Here is a 21956-nt window from a genome sequence, read left to right as displayed (position 1 = left end):
AATGAAGTTTGTACAGACCGATTATGGTAACCGGAAAGAGATTCTCAAGTTCCCGGATCATTACGTGAACATGCCAATCACCGTCGATGACACTGGCGTAACGGCCAATGCTGACGGGAAAAAGATTGTACCTGCCGGCACTGTAATGGGCGGCGGCGTACTAACCGATGCGTCGAAGCTTGCTACCAAGGCGAATGACGGTACTGCAGAGGGCGTGTTGTTTTATGACGTGGATGTTTCCTATGGACCAGCCCCGGGGGCGTTGACAATTCATGGTTTCATTGATCTGCAGAAGTTACCGGAAACGCCGTCCGCTGAAGCAATTGAGGCCCTTAAACAAATAACATTCATCGCCTAATTGGCGGAAAGGAGCAATTTACATGCCTAGCATTTTTGATTATGTGACTGCGCCGGCCATTGCCTCGTATGTCACGAACAACCCAAGCAATAATATTCCCTACCTTGGAGCAACCCTGTTCCCTGCGCGGAAGAAACTCGGACTTGATCTATCATGGATTAAGGGTGCCCGAGGCGTACCAGTCTCGCTGCAGCCATCTGCATTTGATGCCAAAGCCACGCTCCGAGATCGGATAGGTTTTAAAAAGGTCGAAACCGAGATGCCATTCTTTCGGGAAGCGATGCGGCTGGGAGAAAAAGATCGTCAGGAGTTGCTTCGTCTTCAGGATAATTCCAATGATCAATACATCATGCCGTTACTAACTCAGATCTTTGATGACCGCGCTCAACTTGTGGCCGGTGCTCAAGTCATTCCGGAGCGGATGATCATGCAACTTCTGTCCAGTGGGCTTATCCGTATCACATCGGATGAAACCCGCCAAGACTACGATTACAATTATGGGTTTTCAGGCAGTCACAAAGAAATTCTTACCGGTTCTGCCGCTTGGTCCGATCCAAACAGTGTGCCAATTGAAGACATTCAGCGTTGGAAACGGATCATCAATCAGGATACAGGAGCCACACTTGCCCGAGCGATCTGTACCGAAAAGACATGGGGCTACTTGATGCAGCATCCAGCGATCCGTCTGGACATGAATCCGATTGGTGGTCAAAACATCATCATGACCGACGCCATGCTCCGCACCTACCTGCAAAACAAACTTGGTATCACGGTGGCTGTATACAACAAAATTTATGCTCTGCAGGATGGAAGCACACATCAATTCTTCCCGGATGACTTCTTTACACTGATTCCTGACGGTAATCTCGGCACCACTTGGTACGGCACAACGCCAGAAGAAGCTGACTTGATGGCTGGTGCAACGTCCGCGGAGGTATCTATCGTCAATACAGGCGTAGCGATCACCACGATCAAAGAGCCGCATCCGGTGAATGTAGAAACGATCGTTTCGGAAATTGTACTACCATCGTTTGAGACCATGGATACGGTGTTTATTGCGAAAGTGGCATAGGTAGGGGCTATAGCCTCTCCTATTTCATTGGATTAGAAAGGAGAATGAATGTGGCTAAGAAAAAAGAAGAAGCGGCGGATCAAGTGCAAACCGAGTTGACGATCGGGGAGAGTGGCCAGGGAAGTAACTCAGATGTTGGTGCTCAGCCTACACAAAATCCAGTAGGGATGTCGGGTAGCCAGTCCACACCAGAACCACAAGAAAAGATCCGAGTAGAGTTCCTAACAAACTGTACCCATAATCGAGATCGGTACTACGCAGGGCAAAGAGAGAGCCTGCCTGAAGATGTCGTCGAGGTCCTATTGGAAGCAAAGGCTGTACGACGATTGGGGGAATAACGTATGTCTCAACAAACCAACAATGAAAGCGACGATCAGTGATGATTACGGCTTCGGACGTATGGGGCATCGTGAAGGACCGTTTGGGGCTTGCTGACAATTCACTGCAACCGCTGATAACCACTTATATTTCCGAAATTGAGTGGCGCATCAAGCACTACTGCAATATCAACACTCTGCCGAATGCTCTTCTGTTTGTTTGGGCCAGCATGGTTATTGACGCTGTTCGCGTTGAGTTGCCCAATATAGATGAAATCGATGACAGTGTAGGCGGCCAGGCCAGTAACGTAAAAGTTGGTGACACATCGGTAGGCGGTGGCGGGTCCGGGGGTGGGCTGACGAACACATCCAAGGCAGTAATTGATCAGGTGGTCTTTGATTACCGGGCGGATTTGCATCATTACCGCCGGATTACATGGGGGCGCAGCCGATGATTAATTACCGACGTCATCGCCGGCAGATCGAGCGATTGTATCAGGATCGAGCCACGATCAACCGGCATACAGAGATTAAGGATCCAGTTACAAGGGAGACCAAGCAGGTACTGCAGCCGCTGTATGAGAATCAGCCCTGCATGCTTTCGCAAACCGGCTTGCCAAAAAACGGCCAAACTGAGGATGCCAATAACCTAGAATATGATGCCAAGTTGTTTATAGCTCCAGAGTTGGAGATTAAACAGGGCGACGTTATTTCCGTCACGCGGAAGGCTACAGGGAGGGTGGAGACATACGCTGCCGGAGAACCATTTCCGCCATATCCGAGCCACCAGGAAATTAACCTGACGGCAAAGGACTGGGCTTAATGAGTCGCTTCGGAAAATTTGATTTTTCGGAGATTGAGGAGTTCCGGGATCAGCTGAAAGCGATGAAAAAGGCCTGGCCGAAATTTATCAAGGAATTTGTGGAGGAGCTCGCGAACCGTTTGCTCGCCGAGGTTGTCCCTCGGACACCGGTCCAGGACGGGGAGCTTCGCCGCAGCTGGACGATCGGGCAGGTGACGATGACGGCTGAAGGCGGGGCCGAGCTCGAGGTGTTCAACCCGGTGTATTACTCGGCTTACATCGAGTACGGCCATCGGACACCGAACCATCAAGGATGGGTGGAAGGCAGGTTCATGATGACTCTTTCCGCTCAAAAGTTGGAGCGTGAAATACCTGGGATCTTGGAGCGCAAGCTTGATAAATTCCTCAAAAAATACATTGGGAGGTAGTGCCGTGCAGGTCACCTATAATGACGTGCGGTATGCGGTGCAGGCTGCCCTAGACAAAGCCTTTCCCTCCATCCCCATTTCCGGCGAGGAGATCAAGCAGAATCTTGATCCACCTCGTTTTTTTGTTCGCTTGTTGGAGCCCGCTCATACGCAGGAGCTCGGCCGACGGTACCGCCGCGACCATCCATTTGTGGTTCGTTACTTTGCGCCGGAACGGTCAAATGATGACATGTACGATATGGCAGAACAACTGACCGATGCCCTCAAATGGATCACGGTCGGCGGTCGCAAATGGCCGGGGCAGGGGATGGATTTTAAGATTATTGATGAGGTCCTGCATTTCTTCGTGACGTACAGCCTGCTTGTCTGGGAGCTGCCGCCGGATGATCCGAAGATGCAGATGCTTGAACAGGAGGGATATGTGCATGACAGACAAGGCAGATAGAAGCCGGGCTCCTGCAGTTCCGGCTTTTACGAAGGAGCAATTTTTGAAGTCCAGACAGCGCCCGGGCCACGAAAGGGATATCCTGGCCGCTGTGCTGGAGGACGGTAAAACCTACACGTTTGCAGATGCCGAGAAGGCCCTGCAAGCATACCTGAAAAGGAGTGTGAAGTAAGATGGCCGGTGGAACATGGACAGTTCAAAACAAAGTCAGACCGGGCACGTACATCAATTTCAAGGCACGCCCGCAGCCGCTCGGCTCCCTGGGCGACCGAGGAATCGCGGCGTATCCTGCGGCGCTGCCGTGGGGGGACCCGGCCAGCGTGATCGTGGTGGAGGCATCCGAATATATGGATAAGTCCCTCGCACTGATCGGCTTCCGTCCGACCGATCCACGCATTCGCCATATTACAGCGGCGGTTAACAATGCCAGCACCGTATTGCTGTACCGCCTCGGCGGGACGGGAGCGGTCAAAGCCAAGGCGACGGAAGGACAATTGACGGCGACGGCCAAGTGGGGCGGCACCCGCGGGAACGATCTGCAGATCGTGGTGCAGAGCAATATCGATGATCCTGCAGCGTTCGACGTGGTCACGCTTTTGGATGGGGAAGAGGTCGACCTGCAGACGGTCACTGTGATCGAGGAGTTGCAACCTAGCGCCTTTATCGATTGGAGCGGATCAGGCACGCCGACAACGACGGCCGGCATCAGGCTCACCGCAGGGGCCGACGGTACAGCGAGCGGTGCAGACTTTTCGGCGGCCCTTAGCGCCTTTGAAGCGTATCAGTTCAATGTCTTGGGCGTTCCTTTGACCGATTCAACGAGCAAGCAGCTGACCGCAGCTTACGTACGTCGGCAACGGGAAGAGGAAGGAAAGAAAGTTCAGGCGGTGCTCGTGGATTACTCGTCGGCGGATTACGAGGGGATCATCAGTCTGAAAAACAGCATCATCACGTCGGACGGTCTTAAGGTTCCTCCTGAAATGCTGCTTTGGGAAATCGCGGCGATGGAGGCGGCGGCCAACGTGAACGAGTCCCTCACCTATACGGTCATTCCGAACGCCGTCGACGCCTATCCTCGCTTGACCAACAGTGAAACGATCGCAGCGCTCAAAAACGGAGAGCTCGTTATCACGGCTGTTAACGGGTCCGCGGTCATTGAGCAGGACATCAACACATTGACGAGCTTCACACCGGATCGGAACCGGTCCTTTAGCAAGAACCGGGTCATTCGGGTGCTGGACAGCATCGGCAACGATATTAAGCGGATCTTCGACCAGTTTTACATCGGGAAGGTGTCCAACAACGACGACGGCCGGGCACTGTTGAAGGCGGAAGTCGTTTCCTATTTACTTTCGCTGCAGGGGATCGGAGCGATTCAAAACTTCGACAGTCAAACCGATATCTCTGTCGCCCCAGGCAACGATGTGGATTCCGTTCTGGTCGAGCTGAGTATCCAGCCAGTAGACAGCATCGAGAAAATTTACATGACCGTGGAGGTGGTATAAGATGGCCTTTTTCCGTGAACAGGACGCAATTAGCGGCAAATATGCCAAGGCGTATGCGACGATCGATGGTCGGGTCGAGGAGTTGTTTTATGCGAAATCTCTTGAATCCACCATTGAAAAAAATAAAGTGGACGTCCCAGTCCTTGGTAAGACCAATACGCCTCAGCGAGCTGCAGGCTGGTCTGGAACGGGGACAATGACTGTTTACTATGTAAGCTCCGTTTTCCGGCAACTTATGCGAAAATACATTCAGACTGGCGAAGACTTTTGGTTTGACTTAATGGTCACCAACGAGCAGCCAGGGAGCTCGACAGGAAAGCAAACGGCTATGCTGATTGGCTGCAACGTGGACAGTGTAGTTGCTGCACAATTCGATGCTACCAGCGATGATATGCTGGAAGAAGAAATCCCGTTCACATTCCATGATTACGATCTGCAAGATCAGTTCAATACGATTTCAGGTGGATGACAATAAGGCGCAGCCGATCAGGTTGCGCCGCTCTTAATTTATAATTATGGAGGATGATGATATATGAATTTGCAGGACTTTCTGAATGCTAACCCGGTGGACAACTTGACTGAAGAGGTAGCTATCTCTCCGCGATTTAAGGACGAGAAAGGCAATCCTTTGAAATTCACGATCAGAGCAATGTCTCCAGCTGAATTCGAGGACATTCGAAAAAAATCCACGCAGATTAAAAAAGGCAAAAAGGTTGAGTTTGATAATCAATTGTTTAATCTCAGCATCGCGATCAATCATACAGTGAACCCTGATTTCCGAAATGCCGAATCTATTAAGAAGCTTGGCCTGGCCACTCCTGAGGATTATGTTCAAAAGGTGCTGCTGGCCGGTGAGTTGTCAACACTCGTACAGAAAATCAACGAACTGAGTGGTTTTGATGTAGCGATGAACGATCTGGTGGAAGAGGTAAAAAACTAATCAACGAGGGCGATGCTGACGCGAATTTTGCGTACTACGCCCTCCACGAATTGCATATTCTTCCTCATCATTTGATGGCAATGACGGATCGAGAACGTGCTACGATCTATGCCATGATCTCGGTTCGAATAGATAAGGAGAAAAAAGAACAACAGAGAATGAGAAGAAAAAAATAGAATTATTCACCATTATGATGTAAGATATGGGTAAATATTCCCATATATATAGGAGCGTGGTAATGGTGTGGTTATTGCTTTTCATAGTTGCAATTTTTATCGGGGCTATAGTGGTTCTTGTGAATCAAGCAAGAAACAACAAGAAGATCAAGCAAGAAGCGATAGACCGTGGGGCATACGATGGCGTTGCTTGTAAACATATCGAAGGCCTAGGGATTGGTGATAAATCATGTAATATACTCGCCTTTGAAAATGAAATTCAAATTGAGGCTGCTAATAAATCTACGTTTAGAATTCCGATTGAGCGTGTAAGAGCTTTTGTCACAAAAAGCCAACAAGAATTTGAGGATGTAGATAGGAGCGTCGTTGGAAGAGCTGTTGTGGGTACCTTATTGGTTCCTGGATTGGGGACTATTGTTGGTGGAATGTCCGGATTGAAGAATAAAAAGAAAAAGAAAGGTGGGAAAAGTTTTTATTTAATAATTAACTATGTTGATGCTAGTGGGGAATTAAAAGGAGTAACATTTCAGGATGATTTAAACATAACTCGTCTCACCTCTTTTACAAAAACGGTTAATGATAAATTATCATCGCAATCGTACGGTCAAGTAATTGACTTATAGTTCGATAAGGCGCCTCCTAAGGCGTCTTTTTTTGTTGGTGAAGGAGGTTGTCCAGTGCCGACTATTGCAACACATTTGAATATGATGAATAACTTTAGTGGTCCTCTCAAGGCGGCGATTCGCCAGACCAATACAGCCATTTCAGCTATGGAAAATTTGAGGCGAGTAGTGGAGCGTCCAACACATGCAGATATTGATGTTACTTTGGACTCTTCTCAGGCCATGCAAGAAGTACGTCAGTTGAACCAAGAAGTAGAGAGACGGTTAGGAACTATAACGAGTGAGGTTGAACTAGAAGTAACGACTCAAGTTACTAACGCCATCGGGCAGCTTGACGGTCCAATCAATCGTGTACGCTCAGAAATTGACCGGTTAGCTGATGTTTTACAATCACAGAATCAGCCGTCATCAGGCAGTGGAGGATCAGACGGTGGTGGTTTTCTCCTTGGCTCGGGCGGAATTGTTACTGCTTTAGCAGGGGTTTTAGGTACCGGCGCTCTTGTTAGTGGTACTGTTGGGGGAGCAATGGAACAGCAACAGCTTAAGGGATCCCTCCAAGCTCAAGTTGGCATAGATGATCAACAAGCAGCTTTTATGGTGCAACAGGTGCAAGACGTTTGGTCCTCAGGGTGGGGCGAATCTCTTGCCATGGTCAATAATGATATGGCTACTGTCCGTCAAAACCTTAGTGGTTTATCTCAAGATGCCACCAAGGCCTATACCCAATCAGCGTATGCTGTCCAGCAGGTAGCAAAAGGGCAAACGGATGTCCGAGAGCTGTCTAAAGTAACCCGAACATTAATGGCTAATTTTGAGGGGCTTGGTGAAATTCAAACCCTAGACCTAATCGCGACAGGCTATCAGCGCGGTGGGGACTACGCTAATGACTTGTTGGATACTGTTAACGAGTATGCTGTTCATTTCTCCGGTCTCGGAATGAGTGCCGAGCAGATGTTTGCCACTCTGATTGCCGCCAGCGAGGAGGGGGCTTGGAATCTGGATAAAGTAGGGGATGCTGCGAAGGAAAGCTTTATTCGCCTGCAAGATCTCTCCGATTCCAGCAGGGAAGGACTTCAAGCGCTTGGGTTGGATGCTAATCAGGTAGCTGCAGATATCGCAGCCGGTGGCGATGCAGCTAATCGAGCATATCAGGCAACATTACTCGCGCTCGGAAATATGGAAAATGCCACGGATCGTAATACCGTCGGGGTTAAATTGTTCGGAACCATGTGGGAGGATCTTGAAGATAGTGTGGTTCTGGCTATGCAAGCTGGGCAAGCTGGACTTGGTGAGTTTGAAGGAGCAACGGCGCGGGCAGCCGATGCATTGCAGAATAAACTCATATTCCAATTTGAGCAGTTTAAACGTAACTTTGCTTTGGGCTTTGCTGAAGCTGGGCAAGGCTCTATCGAAGGGCTAGCCCCTTTAATTACGATGCTTAACGAAGCTTTCCAGGCTGGGAAGTTTCAGCCGTTTTTCGATGGGCTGTCTAACGCTTTAACATTTACAACCGAGCTGATTAGTTTCCTTGTGGAGAACGCCATATGGCTCTCAGACACGATAATTGAGAATTGGTCCTGGATCAGCCCGATTGTTATGGGTGTTGTTGCTGCTATGGGTGCGTACTTGTTGATGACTCGTGGAGTTTCAATTGCTCTGCAGATTGCCAAAGTAGCCCAGATCGCTTTCAATGCAGCCATGAGCATGAATCCTTATGTTCTTGTAGCCACACTCATCGTCGGAATCATTACTGCCTTAGTCGCACTATGGAAGACGAATGACCAGTTTGCTGCTGGCTTCTTAAGAGCTTGGAATGGAATCCTAAATTTCTTCGATCAGATTCCGATCTTTTTTACCTGGGTCGGCAACGGAATTGCTAATGCCTTTGACTGGGCGAAGGTCGAAACTCTCAAAATTGTTGATTCGTTGGCCAACGGTGTTATTGATCGGATTAACTGGTTAATCGATAAGTTGAATAAGATACCAGGAGTGAGCATTAATGCGATAGATCAATTGAATTTAGCTGGTTCCGCTGCAGTAGAAGCTGAGGCAGCTAAGCAGGCCAGGGCAGCGAGTTTAGAAGAGATGCGACGAGGAGCTGCGGAAAAGGCAGCTGAGCGCGAAGCACAGGTACAAAAGTTCTTGGATGATCGTCAATCCAAGCGTTCCAAAGAAGCTGCCGAAAAAGCTGCTCAGGAGGCAGCACAAAAAGCTGCAGAAGAAGCGGCTAAACAAGCGGCAGACGCAGCAAGAAACCAGCAGCCTGGCGGAGGTCCAGGTGCAGGTTCGAACCTACCAAGTCGGGTGACTACTCCAAAACTGCCTACCCTAGGTGTTGGTGACAAGGACATCGGCAAAGTCGGAAAGGTTGGCCAGGTCGATAAGATCAAGGATAAGGTGGATATCTCCAGCGAGGACCTCAAGATGATGCGGGAGCTTGCTGAAATGAAGAACATCCAGAACAATGTCACTCTGCAGCCGTCGATTAGCTTCGGCGATACACACGTCCGCAAGGAAAGCGATATTAATACCATCGTTGCCCACATTACTGAGAAACTGGAGCAAGACATTGCATCCTCGGTCGATGCCGCGTACACATAAGGAGGGTTGACCATGCGAGTCTATGGTGTTGAGCTGAGCTTCAACAATAAAGCAGAAGTGCTGCAGCTGCCGATCAACCCTTCCGAAATGGAGGTTGATGAAACTGGCCGTGGAAACACGTATGATGTGGTCGGCCTCGGTGAGATCAACGTGATTAAGGATAGGCAGCTTACCACGTACAGCTTTAATGGTTTGTTTCCCGCGCAATGGTACCCGTTTGTAACAACGGATGACCTCTTACATCCGGTGGAATACATCAAGATGATTGAGAAGTGGATGACGACCAAACGGCCCATCCGTTTCATTTTTACATCGGATACCTACGATATCAACACACCCGCCAGTATTGAGTCCTTTACATGGAAAGAGGTCGCCGGCAGCGGTGGGGATATCGAGTATTCGCTGCAGCTTAAGAAATACGTGTTCTACGCGGCGCGGAAGATTGTCAAGGAGTCCACAAATGGAGGCGGCCGCGTCCAGAAGAAGAAAGCGGCGGCCCGGCCAAATGACAAACAGCAGCCGAAGACGTACACCATGGTTGCCGGCGACAGCCTGTGGAAAGTCGCCCAGATGAAGCTCGGAAACGGGGCACGCTGGAAGGAAATCCAGCAGCTGAACGGAATCAAAGACGCCGAAATCAAACGGCTGCCGATCGGGAAGGTGTTGAAATTACCATGACACTGGATGTGAAAATCTTGAATCGTCAGGGCACTGGCGGTGAGTGGGATGTCAGCGAAATTGTTGAGGGCTTAAGCTGGAAGACATCCCGGATCGGCAAGGCTGGCAGTGTCTCTTTCAAACTGGTGAAGGGATCCCCGTTTGAGTCGTCCGATTTTACGTACAACAACGGTGATATCGTTCGGGTCCGACTCGACAAAACGAATGTGTTTCATGGTTATATCTTCTCGATCGATGAGGGCAGGGATGAGGCCGTTACCATCACAGCATACGATCAAATTCGTTACTTGATGAATGTGGACACATACGTCTTTAAGGGCGTTACGGCAACGGAGATCCTGGAGCGGATCGCCAAGGACTTCGGCCTTAAGCTCGGCACCGTAGCGGATACTGGATACAAGATCCCGACGATGTCCGAGGATAGTCAGAAGCTGCTCGATATCGTCACTAAAGGAATTACGTTAACCTTCTCCAACACCGGCAGAGACTATTGCCTTTACGATGACTTCGGCGCGCTGTGTCTCCGGGGGATTAACGATGTACAGCTGGACTTGATCGTTGGAGATGGCAGCTTGATGTATGACTATGAAATCAAGCGTTCCATCGATAGCGATACGTACAACCAAATTAAGTTGTATAAGGATAACAAGGACACGGGCAATCGTGAGATTTATCTGGCCAAGGACAGTGTGAATATCAAACGCTGGGGCCTGCTGCAGCTCTATCAAGGCGTGGACGAGGACATGAACAAGGCACAGATCAATGCCCTGCTAAGTAAACTGGCCGCGCTAAAAAACCGGGAAACGAAAGCACTCAAGGTTAGCGCTTTGGGTGATATTCGTGTGCGTGCCGGCATGCGTGTCCGAATCCTCATATCGGAGTACGGGGTTGATCAGGCGCTGCTGGTTGATGAGTGTTCGCACGACTTCGATGGAGCTGCGCATACCATGTCATTGGATTTAAGGGTGGTGTAAGGTGGCAGATCTACTGAATACAGTTAAAAAAGCTGCTGTTGCTGCCGTGGCTGCGGGGAATCCAACCTCGGTCATGTTCGGTACGGTGAGCAGTGCGAATCCGCTGGAGGTAACCGTTGATCAACGGTTTACCCTTCCTGCGGATTTTTTGGTTATTCCGGAATCGCTGATTCATTTTGAAATCGATTTTCACCATACCCACGAATACACGGATGATACCGGGACCGGATCCAGCACGAAGCAAACCGAGCCTGCACTGCCGGTGAAGCCGATCGTCATCCGCCGCGGGCTGGAGGAAGGAGACAAACTGCTCATGCTTCGGGTCCAGGGCGGTCAGAAATACATTATTTTAGATAGGGTGGTGGACGCGTGATACCTGAAACGGACGAAGATCTGCTGGATGAGTCTCTTGAGGACCTGCCACAGCCGTCACTTACCTGGCACATCGATTTTGATAAGGGTCGGATTATCGGCAAGACCGATGGACTTGTTGCCATCCAGCAGGCTGTTTTCAAGGTGTTCCAGACGGATCGCTTCTGGTATGACATCTATTCTTTCGACTATGGACACGAGCTGACGCTGCTTCTTGGCAGCAGTCCGGAATTCGTACAATCCGAAGCAACACGTATGATTCAGGAGGCACTCCTACCAGACGACCGGATCGATGCCGTGGAGAATGTGGAAGCTGTGATCAACGGCGATCAAATAACCATCCGATTTACGGTCGTGACGGTCTACGGCAGTTTTGAGCAGGAGGTGAGCCAAAATGTATGAGCACATGACCTATGATTTTATTCTGCAGCGGATGCTTTCCCTGGTGCCAGATACGATCGACAAAAGGGAGGGCAGCGTCATTTATGATGCTTGTGCGCCGGCAGCGGCCGAGCTGGCGCAAATGTATATCGAGCTGGATATTAACTACAATCTATCTTTCGTGGATACGGCGAGCGGAGAGTACCTCAGCCGTAGGACAGCGGAATTTGGTGTCAACCGGGCCGGGGCAACGCCGGCTGAACGCAAAGGACTGTTTTACAACTCCGCCAATGCTCTTATAGACGTGCCGCTTGGTAGCCGTTATTCGATTGGAGACCTGAGCTTTGTTGCCAAAGAAAAGATCAGCACCGGAACATATAAAATGTCCTGTGAGACACCAGGGACTGTCGGCAATGAGCAATTTGGAGCGCTTTTGCCGATCGATTACGTGGCGAACCTCTCAAGGGCAGTTTTGGCCGAAGTTCTGGTTCCTGGTGAGGATGAGGAGCCAGACGATGAGCTCCGGCAGCGTTTTTATGCTGCTGTCAATGAGCCGGCCTTTGGTGGTAATGTCGCTGACTACAAGCAGCGGATCAACGCTATACCAGGCGTTGGGGCAACAAAGGTTTACCCGGTCTGGAAGGGCGGCGGAACCGTAAAATGCACCATTATTGCCGCGGACTGGGAACCGCCATCGACGACGCTCGTCGATGAGGTTCAAACCATTATGGATCCTACGGTTAACAGCGGGCAGGGAATCGGCCAGGCACCGATCGATCATCAGGTTACGATCTATGGCGTGACCGGGGTTACGATCAACGTCGAGACGACGCTGACACTGGCGGCCGGTATAACGCCCGGGCAGATTCAATCAGATGTGGAGGCGGCGATCACATCCTATCTCCTTGAGCTCCGGCGGGATTGGGCCAATCAGCAGCAGTTGATCGTCCGGACTGCCCAGATCGATGCGCGTATCCTGACGGTAACCGGCATCGAGGACGTTGCAAGCACGACGGTTAACGGATCGACAGCCAACCTCACCCTCGAGGCTGATGAGGTGCCGCAGCCAGGGACGGTGACGATCCATGGCTGATCGGATCCTGATTCACCTGCCAGAGTATTACGGAAGTATCGAGGATTTTAAAGAATTGGCTGAAACCGAAACCATCGAGCTTAACCTGATGGGGGATGCGATTAATCAGCTCTTTGACGACCAGTTTGTAGAGACATCAGGCCTGCAGGCGATTAAACGGCGGGAGCAAATGCTAGATATCAAAGCGGACCCGACAACCGAGACCCTTGATTTTCGTCGGCGCCGGATCTTAAACCGGTACCAAACAAAGCCGCCGTTTACGATCCGTTACCTTCAGCAGCAGCTGGATATGCTCGTGGGTCCAGGGATGACAATCGTTTCAGTGGACTATGAAAACCGTGTGCTGACGGTGACGGCAAACATCGATAACGCTAGTGTATTCCGGGAAGTCCTTCACACCATCGAGACGATCAAGCCGGCTAACATGGTCTACCAGCAAAACACAGCGCTTGAAGGAAGAATCGAGTTGGAAAGCCATATCGGAATGAAGGAAATGTTTTGGAATTACAAACTCGACGGTACTTGGAAGCTCGGGGAGAAGCCGTTTGTATCTTATGGACCGGAGGTGTCGATTAAATGATAGCTGCTGAGCTTTTACATGATGTGGCGGAATATGTAAATAGCCGCGTCGCTAAGGTGGTCATCAATGGTACCTATACCCTCACGAATTTTGACGTTAAGGCTGTTACCGACAACGTACTGGCACTCAATTACATTGTGCCGGTGGCGGAAGTCTCATTGATTACGTTGGTAGAGCTGAAAGACGCGGACGACAATGTGCTGACATCCGACCAGGTTAATGTCCCGATTGCAGCTGATCATTTGATGCTACAGACAATTGAAGTAAAGGAGGCTCTATAACATGGCACGAACGGATTGGACATCTATAGATACCGTCCGACCAGCAGATATGAATCAGATTGGGCAGGAGATCAATGATTTACAGGATGCTGTATCTAATATCAATATTCCGGATGCATCGTTGACAGAAAAGGGTATCGTGCAGCTCTCTAATGCTACGGATGGCACTAGGGAAAATGTGGCCCCGACAGAAAAGGCTTTAGGTGAGGTGATGAAAGAAGCACTGGCGGGAAAGCAGCTTGGAGTTGAGCAGAAGGGGAATGTGGTTGCCGTGCTTAACTCCAAAGGAATTACGGCATCCACAAGTGAAACCTGGGCAGAACTTATCGCCAAGCTATCGGATCAGAATGTAGTAAACACATCGGACTCTACCCTATTAGAAGATTTTGATCTGAAATCTTTTTACCTTTTAGAAGGTTGGTCTGCTTATTCCAAAGGCAAAAAATTAAGCGGTATGATGCAAAATCTATCAGGACAGACGTTTACTGAAACTGCACAGAATCCAACGGGAGCTCCAAGGATTAGAATGCCATTGCCTACGGGTGCTAATATTTCAGGGGCCTATATGAATGTAGAGGCGCCTACCTTGATTCCATCGAACATCAGAAGCGGAGTCAATATCTTGGGTGTGAATGGCTCTATGCCATCCGGGTCAGTTAAACGTGTTATACGAGGCGCTCATCTTATGACGGGTGTTAATAACACTGTGACCCTTCCTACTACGTTGGATGTAAACTCGGCAGTCGTTTTTTCGACAGTAACTTCTACTGACACAAGGATGGCACCAACAAAAATAAGTGCTCAAATCACCAGTCCTACAACAGTCATGTTTAGATCTAGATATTTTGAGCATGGGTCTAACACAACTGTTCGCTACCAGATTGTTGAGTTCAATAATGTTAAATCTATTCAACGTGGCAGCACGTCCAAAAAGGCTGGTGAAAGTCGTTTTGTCTCTATTTCACCTGTAATAGATATGTCAAAATGTCTTTTGCTTGGGTCATACAGTATGGATAATCTCTATCCAACTCCTGCGAATTTTGCCAATCATACCGACCCTGTTATTATATTTGCTGCCGCTGATGAACTTGAACTTATAGGCTTTATAGTGACAGACCCTACTCGGGATGTATATGAATATTGGGAATATCAAGTAATTGAATTCTCTTAGGAGGTTTATCAATGAAAATATATAACTTAGCACAGATTAATCAGAACGGCATTTGTACAGGGATCATACAAACACCTGATATGGTAAATGATGGTCGGCACATAGAGATTGAAAATTACGACTTTGATTATTACTGTTTTCGCAAATATGAGAGTGGCAGATGGTCGGATGTTAAGTACGTTCCAGATCATGCTCATATCGAACTTTCCCGAATGGCAAAGCTTGAAAAAGCACAGGCTGACCAGGATGAATTGCTAATGAAAATAATATTGGGGGAGATTTAATTGAACGCCACATATAGCCTATTCTTAAGAAATTGGATTAATAATCGAGCAACAGAAGAACAAGTAAACAAAGCTGTAGAAATGCAGTTGCTAACCTTGGATGAAGCGGCAACGATTAAAAGTACGGATCGTCTTCAACAAACCTGATGAAGCGCCGCAAGGCGTATTTTTTATGCCCCTAGGTGGTCCGGGGCTTTCTTTATTCAAAAATAGACAGGGGGAAGAAGGGTGGACTGGACCGTGCTCACAGCAATCATTTCCGTTACCTCAGCCATTAGCGGCATTGTACTTGGCTGGGTTGGCAAGACGAAGGCCTATAAGGCTGAGGTGGTAGAGGAAGCCACGGCGGACGCGTCGCTGCATACTGATGTGTCCTATATCAAGCGTGGTATCGATGATATTAAGGTGGATGTCCGTATCCAAGGACAGCGTATGGACGGATTTTCTGAACGACTTACAAGAGTTGAAGAATCTGCAAAACAAGCGCATAAACGCCTGGACCGGCTGGAAGAAAAATAAGAGAGGATGAATTATATGGAATGGAACGTTATTTTTGTATTGATCGATCCTCGGCTGCTCATCGTTGTGGCTGCATGTTGGGTTATTGGGTGGGTTCTGAAGAAAACCCCACGGGTTGCAAATTGGAGCATCGTGTATATTGTCATTGCAGTTGCTGTGTGGCTCACAATTGGACTCCTCGGTTTTTCGGTTGAGGCTGTCATTCAGGGAATTCTTGCCGGCGCTTTTGCTGTGTTTGGTCACCAGGCTGTGAAACAGACAAAGGAAGGAATTGAGTCATGAAAAAGGTATGGATTGATGACGGTCATGGTGGCAAGGATCCGGGAGCATGTGGGAACGGGCTACAAGAAAAGGATATCGTCCTTACTCTTTGTATGGAAATCAAAAAGCAACTGGAGCGTGATTATGAAGGAGTCCAAGTGCTACTATCCAGGTCAACAGATGTATTCCTTGAGCTCAAAGAGCGGACCGATGCTGCCAATAAGGCAGGTGCTGATATATTGGTGTCCATCCATTGCAATGCTGGTGGCGGTGCAGGGGGCTTCGAGTCCTTCCGACATACTAATGCTTCAGCTGCTTCACGGTCACTGCAAAACATGCTCCACACCGAGATCATGGCAGCCTTGAAACCATTCGACGTAATTGATCGCGGCCAGAAAGCGGCCAACCTTCACATGTGCCGTGAGAGCAAAATGCCGGCGGTCCTGACTGAAAACCTGTTTATCGATGTGGCATCGGATGCCGCCAAGCTGAAGTGCCAGGAAGTAATTGACGCCCTGATCGGCGGCCATGTCGCCGGGATCGGGAAATACTTAGGCCTTAAAAAGAAGGGACGTGCAACTACGGTGAGCGACAAGGTTAATGTTTTCGTGAACGGAAAGCAAATAAAAGACGGTAAGCTAATAGACGGAGTGACCTATGTACCTCTCCGGGCAGTTGGTGAGGCGCTGGGAGCAAAAATAGGCTGGGATAATAAGAGGAAGAATGCTACCATTAAACTTTAAAAAAAAGCCCATCAGTCTTCGGCTGTGGGCTTTTTTTCTTTTGCGACAAAAATCCCTATAACGTGGTATTATTTACCTATATCCTTTGTGTTAGAGAGGTGAGGGTTTTGACGATTTTGGATAAATTATTAGAGAATAATGAGTTTCCTGTGGTATTTATAGGTTCAGGAATATCTAAAAGATTATTAGACAACTTTCCTGATTGGCCGAGTTTGCTTGAGGAGTTCTGGAACAAAGCAAACTTGAAGAACTTCTATGGAGAGTTGAATAATGCTCGTTCTCGAATACAAGCTGAATTTCCTAGCTATAATGAGAAAGAAGTGGATCATGAAGCTTACATTCAGGTTGGGGCAACGTTAGAGGATGAGTTCAATCGTCAATTTAATAGCGGACAAATTTCAATCGAAAATTTCAGTCAGCAGGATTCATTCAAAACCAAAATATCACCATTCAAAAAAGCTATTGCTAATCGATTTAACAATTACTCTATAAAACAATCCGTTGAGAGTGAGTATAAGTCTTTTGTTAAAATGCTTCTTAAAACACAAATTATACTCACAACAAACTATGATACTTTCATTGAAGATTCATACAACAAATCTGGAATTCATGAAATAACAAAATATGTAGGCCAACGGGGCTTTTTTGGAGAGACATTCGATTACGCAGAACTTTATAAGCTACATGGCTGTTCGAGTAGCCCCGAGGATATAATTTTAACAAAGGCAGATTATAACCGCTTTGAAAGAAACTCAGTTTTAATTACTGCTAAAATCATTTCAATGATGTTGACTTCTCCAATTATTTTTATGGGTTATTCACTAACGGATGTAAATATGAGAAGAATAATAAGTGATTTTACGCGCTCATTGAATGACTCAGAAGTCGAAATGTTAGAAGAAAGGCTTATTCTTGTTGAATGGCTGGAAGGCGAACAGGAATTAATTGAAGAAGTCTTAACTGATAGAGATTTAGGATGTAAGCTTAAAGTAATCAAGACTGATAACTTTGGACTGGTATTCGATAAAATTAGTAAAGTCGACCAAGGTGTTGCTCCATCGGAAGTTCGTAAATACCAGCACGTAATAAAAAAATTGATTGTTGACAGTGGTAGGAAGGGAAGTTTGAATACTTTATTAGTAGCTCCTGGTCAATTAGAAGAAATTGAAAAAAGAATAGGTGATGGAAAGCTAATTGTTGCATTAGGCGATTCAACCTATATTTTTCAAATGCCTGATCTTCTAAGTTATGTGTATAACTACTTTTACGAGGACGAGCCGTTGCATACAGACATTGCACTTAGATTTATTGCAAGTCAGATTGCTAACTCAAGAATTCCTTTTCTAAAATATGTGAAGGATGTAGATATTGATAAAACGAACCTTCACGCTTTTGATAAAGATAAAATCAAGCATCGTATTGCTACATATACTAACGTATCTGTTTGTATTAAGAGTATAAATGCATCGTATAAAATTAAAAGTGGATCATTGAAAGAAATCTTAGAACTAAATTACAAACAGGAAAAAGAGCTTGAAATAATCTCTTATAACGCTCTTACTTTGGACCCAGATGAACTTAATCTTTATATAAAAGAAAAATTAAATCAGTTTATGGAAGAAGGAGCGCGGAGCTTGCCAACATCTTTCAGAAGAATGTTGATGATATTTGATTTTATAAAAAATAGAGGTTAGCGCTCGAACCCACGAGTGGATTGACGCTAACCTCTTTGATACCTTAATATTATATGCTGATTGTACAAAATTATTTCCTGAAAATCAACATATTTCATGCAGTGCTTTTTATAATTTTAGGGGGAGCGTATAGGTTGAAAGCATTGAAAGCGCGTTTTGGGGCTGTAGCTTTATTCATTATTCTACTTACGTTTGTTTTTAGGTATTTTTCGGACGTTTCACCTACTGACATTAAACCAGAGAACCCAAATCAGTCAGTAATTGAATTGGAATTCCCGACTGATCGCTATCCTGAGACAGCAGAACATATTAAAAAAGCTATACAGGATGGTCATTCCGATGTTTGTACCGTTGATCGAACTGGGGCTGATGCAAATAGGGACGAATCGTTGAAAGGGATACCGACGAAAAAAGGGTATGATCAGGATGAATGGCCAATGGCGATGTGTGCGGAAGGGGGCGAAGGTGCAAGCGTTGAATACATAGATCCATCTGACAATCGAGGAGCAGGCAGCTGGGTTGGTAACTATTTGGAGGGATACCCGGACGGTACCCAAGTACATTTCATCTTTAGATAGAAAAAAGAACCTATTAGCTATATGCCAATGGGTTCTTTTTTACGTCTAGTCGTATTAATCGACTCACATGCTTTATTTCCTCTAATGGCACCCAAACTGGCCCATAAGCACTCCGCATCTTTAAGCGATCTGTACAAGCATCTGGTATGCCTTGTAATACTTCGCCATCGATAAGATATATTGTCACGACTTGCTTCTTTTGAATGGCGATTTTTAGTTCTTTATTCCACATTTGATTGATCACGCACCCATGACTAGAGTAATGATGTCAGTATATCAAAGGTGGGTAAAATTTACTATATTTCAGTTGGTGTTTTGTTGATTAGCACCTTTAACTATGTATTACTGTAACAGTGTATAAATGTTTACGTGATTGTATGTGAATCAGGTCCATCGCCATCTTCTTCAGCATCTTTTTGACTCGAATCATCATCGGTCATTGTAAAATCCTCTAAATCAAACTTTGCTCTTTTTATTTCGCGTGGGAGTATATAAACATATTCTAGTAACTTATTAGTAAACCTGAACATACTCTCAACCATATATGTGTCAAAGGTTATTTGATCACCATGGGCCGCCATATTCCCAAAGTCTTTGATTACTTTGGAGATGTCCCCCATTAACGGAGGCAGTATGCCGCCTTGCTTTAACTGATTGAGTTTTTGGTGAAGCTGTCCTTTAACAGCGCCTTTGTCTTTGCAAAGCATCTCTAAGGTTCTTCTCAGGGCCATTATACAAGTAGTGTTATCGATATTCTTTACTTTGACAGCTGACTCGTATGCTGATCGAACATTACTGGGTAGGCTGTGTAAATTAAGTTTTTCATAATGGGGATACAGCACTGAGGCATCTTCGTAAATGTCGTAACCACTACCATAGGCCTCTTCGGTGTTCCAATGGGTGTGAACCATTTGAATATCTTTGCAGACAGGGCATTCAAATAGCTCAAATATATCATTAAACAGCGCCTCTTCGTTAATCACCAAAGGCACTCTGGTTACATGAGTGTATTCGTTCAATAATTTCATGGGGGCCTTATTTCCGCAACTTGGACATGTTAAAATTTCATTGTTTCCCATCAAGAACACCTCGTTAATCCAAATTTAAAAGGGTAGTACCAGCGAAGCTGATACCACCCGCAAAGCAGATAGCAGATCGGTACCTGTTTTGTATCCAAGCACCTTTTCTTTATTTAAAGGCCACCCGTACTGTACTCAAACTTATGATATTTCTTTGTGCCATCGGGATTGATAAACTCCAGTCCTTCGTAATCAGTCTCAATATAGGGAGTTTCCCCGTTTCGCAACTGCTGACTAATGCAGCCAAATACATTAACCGTTACACCATCTTCATATTCCAGCTGGACTTTAAACTCCTCATGTTCAGGCTGGCGCTCAATGATTTCCTGGAGCTCGTGGTACATGCTTAGTTCAAAATCGTATCCATGCATGGTGATTCCTTCCTGCAAAAAAATTCTCTCTAGCTTTTTCAAGTATGGTTGTTTGATGGACATGGTAAGGATTCCCCCTTAGACAAGTGTACTCTCTAATTTAAACTTGATTTTGAGGTATTGTAAATCCATATATTATTGTGGGAATTAGTTGTAAAGCGAAGCCGATACGTGTATGTAGGGTCATTTTTTTGACGCTGTTTAATTGCTTTTTCCCTCTTTTGTTTTCAAGTTTATATAGAGGAGAATGCTCCCAAAGAAAGATATTTCAACTGCACCAGTAAAAATCCGCATTAATCGTGTTTCTTTGAAATCAAAAAAGATATGTCCTATACAGAATAATGCTGACAGGACAATAACCCATCGAAGTAATGTTTTTTTCAGTAGTATTCACCTCACATTTAAAACCAATTATACTTCAAGTAGTGGAACAAACTGTAACTTTATTTATTATGCATTTTGATTTGAGGAGGACGGTGATTATATTCCTAGTATGGAACAAGTAAAGCCCTACTGATCATTTATCAGTAGGGCTTTATCTATACTGAAAAACTTAAACAATAAACTCTGTAAACACTGGACTCCGAAGCATTCCCGATCTCGTCCAATTACGCATCTTCACACGTGCTCTAATTCGCGGCTCGACGTAGACGAAATTCCGATCCTCTCCAGTAATTAACGGCTTCACAACGTTATAAAAAGCCTTCTTATGCGTAGGATTTGCGCCTAGCTCGATAATACCGGCTGGACGCATTTTTGCGTTGTCTAGTGCAGGCACGGCCGCGAGCCATCCGAATTCCTCTTTCCGATATCCCGTTATAAAAACATCCGCATACGACCAGTTAATCACCTTGCGCCAATTATTCGATCGTCGACCGGTTTCATATACGCTGTCCTTTCTCTTACCTACTACGCCCTCCATGGCACGCGCTTCAATCTGCTCAAATAACACTTCGCCGGCCCCTTCAATATGCGGAACAATACCGAAGCTAGCGGATGGCAGCGGAACAGACGCGAGTATTTCTTTGCGCTGCAATAGCGGCAGCCGGCGCAAATCCTTACCGTTATACTGCAACACGTCGAACATGACGAATGTAGACGGCAGAGTTCCGGCTAAAGCCGTAATTTTATCCGTCTTCTTCGCCTGGAATCGCGTCATGACTGCTTCAAAATCCGAGTTGCCAGTCACGGGATCAACGCACGAGATTTCGCCGTCAAATACGATGTCATGCGGGAATAGAGCGCTAGCTATCTCAGGATATTGGCGCGTACAGTCGTTGTTATGGCGCGTATATAAACGGACTACGCCGTTCTTCTGCGAGAAGATCAAGCGGTGGCCATCGATTTTAGGTTCAAATATGAAGCGCGTGTCTGAGAATGGAGCTGGCGATGTTTCGAGTAACATCGGATCAATAAACATAAAAACTCCCCTTTACCGAATTATATACCTTAGATAAGTAATAAAGGGGAGGGAAGTATTGGATACATCTCTTTCAATAAAATTATTTATTTGAAAGCTAATCAACTCTTAATCAATATTTAAAATCATTCTAAGACTTTACTTTTAGTATAAATTAGACAATTTACAATTTTGCATATCGAATTGCTGATAATATACGGGGATATTATA

Annotated in this window: 31 protein-coding genes; 28 read left to right on the top strand and 3 right to left on the bottom strand. The window is 46.5% G+C overall.

Annotated elements, in window-relative coordinates; genetic code table 11:
- Position 1 precedes the first annotated feature (1 nt).
- The 28 genes from RB298_RS29265 to RB298_RS29130 all read left to right on the top strand — a co-directional run bounded on the left by RB298_RS29265 (position 2) and on the right by RB298_RS29130 (position 18876).
- On the top strand, positions 2–358 hold the full coding sequence (locus RB298_RS29265; RefSeq protein WP_404566206.1) for a hypothetical protein: 357 nt from the start codon (positions 2–4) through the stop codon (positions 356–358).
- Positions 359–380: 22 nt separating this feature from the next.
- Complete coding sequence (locus RB298_RS29260) at positions 381–1430, top strand: major capsid protein (RefSeq protein WP_486049879.1); 1050 nt, start codon at positions 381–383, stop codon at positions 1428–1430.
- A 50-nt stretch (positions 1431–1480) separates the two neighbouring features.
- A complete protein-coding gene (locus tag RB298_RS29255; RefSeq protein WP_486049878.1) occupies positions 1481–1768 on the top strand; it encodes a hypothetical protein in 288 nt (95 codons plus the stop codon).
- A 41-nt stretch (positions 1769–1809) separates the two neighbouring features.
- Positions 1810–2202, top strand: coding sequence for a DNA-packaging protein (locus RB298_RS29250; RefSeq protein WP_486049876.1), 393 nt, complete (start codon positions 1810–1812; stop codon positions 2200–2202).
- Entirely contained in the window at positions 2199–2570 is a 372-nt protein-coding gene (locus RB298_RS29245) for an ABC transporter ATP-binding protein (RefSeq protein WP_486049874.1), read from the top strand. The genes RB298_RS29250 and RB298_RS29245 overlap by 4 nt, the downstream gene beginning before the upstream one ends.
- Positions 2570–2977 carry an HK97 gp10 family phage protein gene (locus RB298_RS29240; RefSeq protein WP_486049873.1) on the top strand — a complete coding sequence of 136 codons (408 nt, stop codon included), beginning with the start codon at positions 2570–2572 and terminating at the stop codon, positions 2975–2977. Before RB298_RS29245 ends, RB298_RS29240 begins: the two co-directional genes overlap by 1 nt.
- Before the next feature lie 4 nt (positions 2978–2981).
- Positions 2982–3422 (top strand): phage tail terminator family protein, encoded by a 441-nt coding sequence (locus RB298_RS29235; protein WP_486049871.1) that lies wholly within the window; start codon positions 2982–2984, stop codon positions 3420–3422.
- A complete protein-coding gene (locus tag RB298_RS29230; protein WP_456289730.1) occupies positions 3403–3594 on the top strand; it encodes a hypothetical protein in 192 nt (63 codons plus the stop codon). Before RB298_RS29235 ends, RB298_RS29230 begins: the two co-directional genes overlap by 20 nt.
- Position 3595: 1 nt before the next feature.
- Positions 3596–4927: a phage tail sheath family protein gene (locus RB298_RS29225; protein WP_486049869.1), complete on the top strand. Its 1332-nt coding sequence runs from the start codon at positions 3596–3598 to the stop codon at positions 4925–4927.
- Position 4928: 1 nt separating this feature from the next.
- On the top strand, positions 4929–5396 hold the full coding sequence (locus RB298_RS29220) for a phage tail tube protein (protein ID WP_486049867.1): 468 nt from the start codon (positions 4929–4931) through the stop codon (positions 5394–5396).
- Between the two features lie 63 nt (positions 5397–5459).
- On the top strand, positions 5460–5867 hold the full coding sequence (locus tag RB298_RS29215) for a phage tail assembly chaperone (RefSeq protein WP_456289733.1): 408 nt from the start codon (positions 5460–5462) through the stop codon (positions 5865–5867).
- 238 nt (positions 5868–6105) lie between these two features.
- Positions 6106–6666, top strand: coding sequence for a hypothetical protein (locus tag RB298_RS29210; protein ID WP_404566217.1), 561 nt, complete (start codon positions 6106–6108; stop codon positions 6664–6666).
- 54 nt (positions 6667–6720) lie between these two features.
- Positions 6721–9267: a phage tail tape measure protein gene (locus RB298_RS29205; RefSeq protein ID WP_486049865.1), complete on the top strand. Its 2547-nt coding sequence runs from the start codon at positions 6721–6723 to the stop codon at positions 9265–9267.
- Positions 9268–9279: 12 nt separating this feature from the next.
- Positions 9280–9945: a LysM peptidoglycan-binding domain-containing protein gene (locus RB298_RS29200; protein ID WP_486049863.1), complete on the top strand. Its 666-nt coding sequence runs from the start codon at positions 9280–9282 to the stop codon at positions 9943–9945.
- Positions 9942–10919, top strand: a complete 978-nt coding sequence (locus RB298_RS29195) for an XkdQ/YqbQ family protein (RefSeq protein WP_486049861.1) — start codon at positions 9942–9944, stop codon at positions 10917–10919. Before RB298_RS29200 ends, RB298_RS29195 begins: the two co-directional genes overlap by 4 nt.
- A gap of 1 nt (position 10920) precedes the next feature.
- A complete protein-coding gene (locus RB298_RS29190) occupies positions 10921–11292 on the top strand; it encodes a DUF2577 domain-containing protein (protein WP_486049859.1) in 372 nt (123 codons plus the stop codon).
- On the top strand, positions 11289–11693 hold the full coding sequence (locus RB298_RS29185; protein ID WP_486049857.1) for a DUF2634 domain-containing protein: 405 nt from the start codon (positions 11289–11291) through the stop codon (positions 11691–11693). Before RB298_RS29190 ends, RB298_RS29185 begins: the two co-directional genes overlap by 4 nt.
- Positions 11686–12765 (top strand): baseplate J/gp47 family protein, encoded by a 1080-nt coding sequence (locus tag RB298_RS29180; protein WP_486049855.1) that lies wholly within the window; start codon positions 11686–11688, stop codon positions 12763–12765. The genes RB298_RS29185 and RB298_RS29180 overlap by 8 nt, the downstream gene beginning before the upstream one ends.
- Positions 12758–13345, top strand: a complete 588-nt coding sequence (locus tag RB298_RS29175; RefSeq protein ID WP_486049853.1) for a putative phage tail protein — start codon at positions 12758–12760, stop codon at positions 13343–13345. Before RB298_RS29180 ends, RB298_RS29175 begins: the two co-directional genes overlap by 8 nt.
- Entirely contained in the window at positions 13342–13626 is a 285-nt protein-coding gene (locus tag RB298_RS29170) for a ketopantoate hydroxymethyltransferase (RefSeq protein WP_486049851.1), read from the top strand. Before RB298_RS29175 ends, RB298_RS29170 begins: the two co-directional genes overlap by 4 nt.
- A 1-nt stretch (position 13627) precedes the next feature.
- Positions 13628–14797, top strand: coding sequence for a phage tail protein (locus RB298_RS29165; protein ID WP_486049849.1), 1170 nt, complete (start codon positions 13628–13630; stop codon positions 14795–14797).
- An 11-nt stretch (positions 14798–14808) separates the two neighbouring features.
- Complete coding sequence (locus RB298_RS29160) at positions 14809–15081, top strand: hypothetical protein (protein ID WP_486049847.1); 273 nt, start codon at positions 14809–14811, stop codon at positions 15079–15081.
- Positions 15082–15228: a hypothetical protein gene (locus RB298_RS29155; protein WP_486049845.1), complete on the top strand. Its 147-nt coding sequence runs from the start codon at positions 15082–15084 to the stop codon at positions 15226–15228. It begins immediately after the preceding gene.
- A gap of 81 nt (positions 15229–15309) precedes the next feature.
- Positions 15310–15600: a hypothetical protein gene (locus tag RB298_RS29150; RefSeq protein WP_486049843.1), complete on the top strand. Its 291-nt coding sequence runs from the start codon at positions 15310–15312 to the stop codon at positions 15598–15600.
- A 15-nt stretch (positions 15601–15615) separates the two neighbouring features.
- Complete coding sequence (locus RB298_RS29145) at positions 15616–15882, top strand: phage holin family protein (protein WP_486049841.1); 267 nt, start codon at positions 15616–15618, stop codon at positions 15880–15882.
- Positions 15879–16604: an N-acetylmuramoyl-L-alanine amidase gene (locus RB298_RS29140; RefSeq protein ID WP_486049839.1), complete on the top strand. Its 726-nt coding sequence runs from the start codon at positions 15879–15881 to the stop codon at positions 16602–16604. Before RB298_RS29145 ends, RB298_RS29140 begins: the two co-directional genes overlap by 4 nt.
- A 107-nt stretch (positions 16605–16711) precedes the next feature.
- Entirely contained in the window at positions 16712–18298 is a 1587-nt protein-coding gene (locus RB298_RS29135) for an SIR2 family protein (protein ID WP_486049837.1), read from the top strand.
- Between the two features lie 134 nt (positions 18299–18432).
- Positions 18433–18876: a NucA/NucB deoxyribonuclease domain-containing protein gene (locus RB298_RS29130; RefSeq protein ID WP_486049835.1), complete on the top strand. Its 444-nt coding sequence runs from the start codon at positions 18433–18435 to the stop codon at positions 18874–18876.
- Positions 18877–19241: 365 nt separating this feature from the next.
- On the opposite strand, the gene RB298_RS29125 is transcribed toward RB298_RS29130, so the two are convergent.
- The 3 genes from RB298_RS29125 to RB298_RS29115 all read right to left on the bottom strand — a co-directional run bounded on the left by RB298_RS29125 (position 19242) and on the right by RB298_RS29115 (position 21746).
- A complete protein-coding gene (locus RB298_RS29125) occupies positions 19242–19955 on the bottom strand; it encodes a DUF4145 domain-containing protein (RefSeq protein ID WP_486049833.1) in 714 nt (237 codons plus the stop codon).
- A 113-nt stretch (positions 19956–20068) separates the two neighbouring features.
- On the bottom strand, positions 20069–20389 hold the full coding sequence (locus tag RB298_RS29120) for a hypothetical protein (RefSeq protein WP_486049831.1): 321 nt from the start codon (positions 20387–20389) through the stop codon (positions 20069–20071).
- Between the two features lie 490 nt (positions 20390–20879).
- Positions 20880–21746, bottom strand: a complete 867-nt coding sequence (locus tag RB298_RS29115; RefSeq protein ID WP_486049828.1) for an ATP-dependent DNA ligase — start codon at positions 21744–21746, stop codon at positions 20880–20882.
- Positions 21747–21956 lie beyond the last annotated feature (210 nt).

Source organism: Priestia sp. BR_2, from assembly GCF_041954005.1.
GTDB classification, from domain to species: domain Bacteria; phylum Bacillota; class Bacilli; order Paenibacillales; family Paenibacillaceae; genus Paenibacillus_AQ; species Paenibacillus_AQ lautus_A.
Note: the sequence above shows the minus strand (reverse complement) of the source record. Positions and strands in the feature narration are given on the sequence as shown.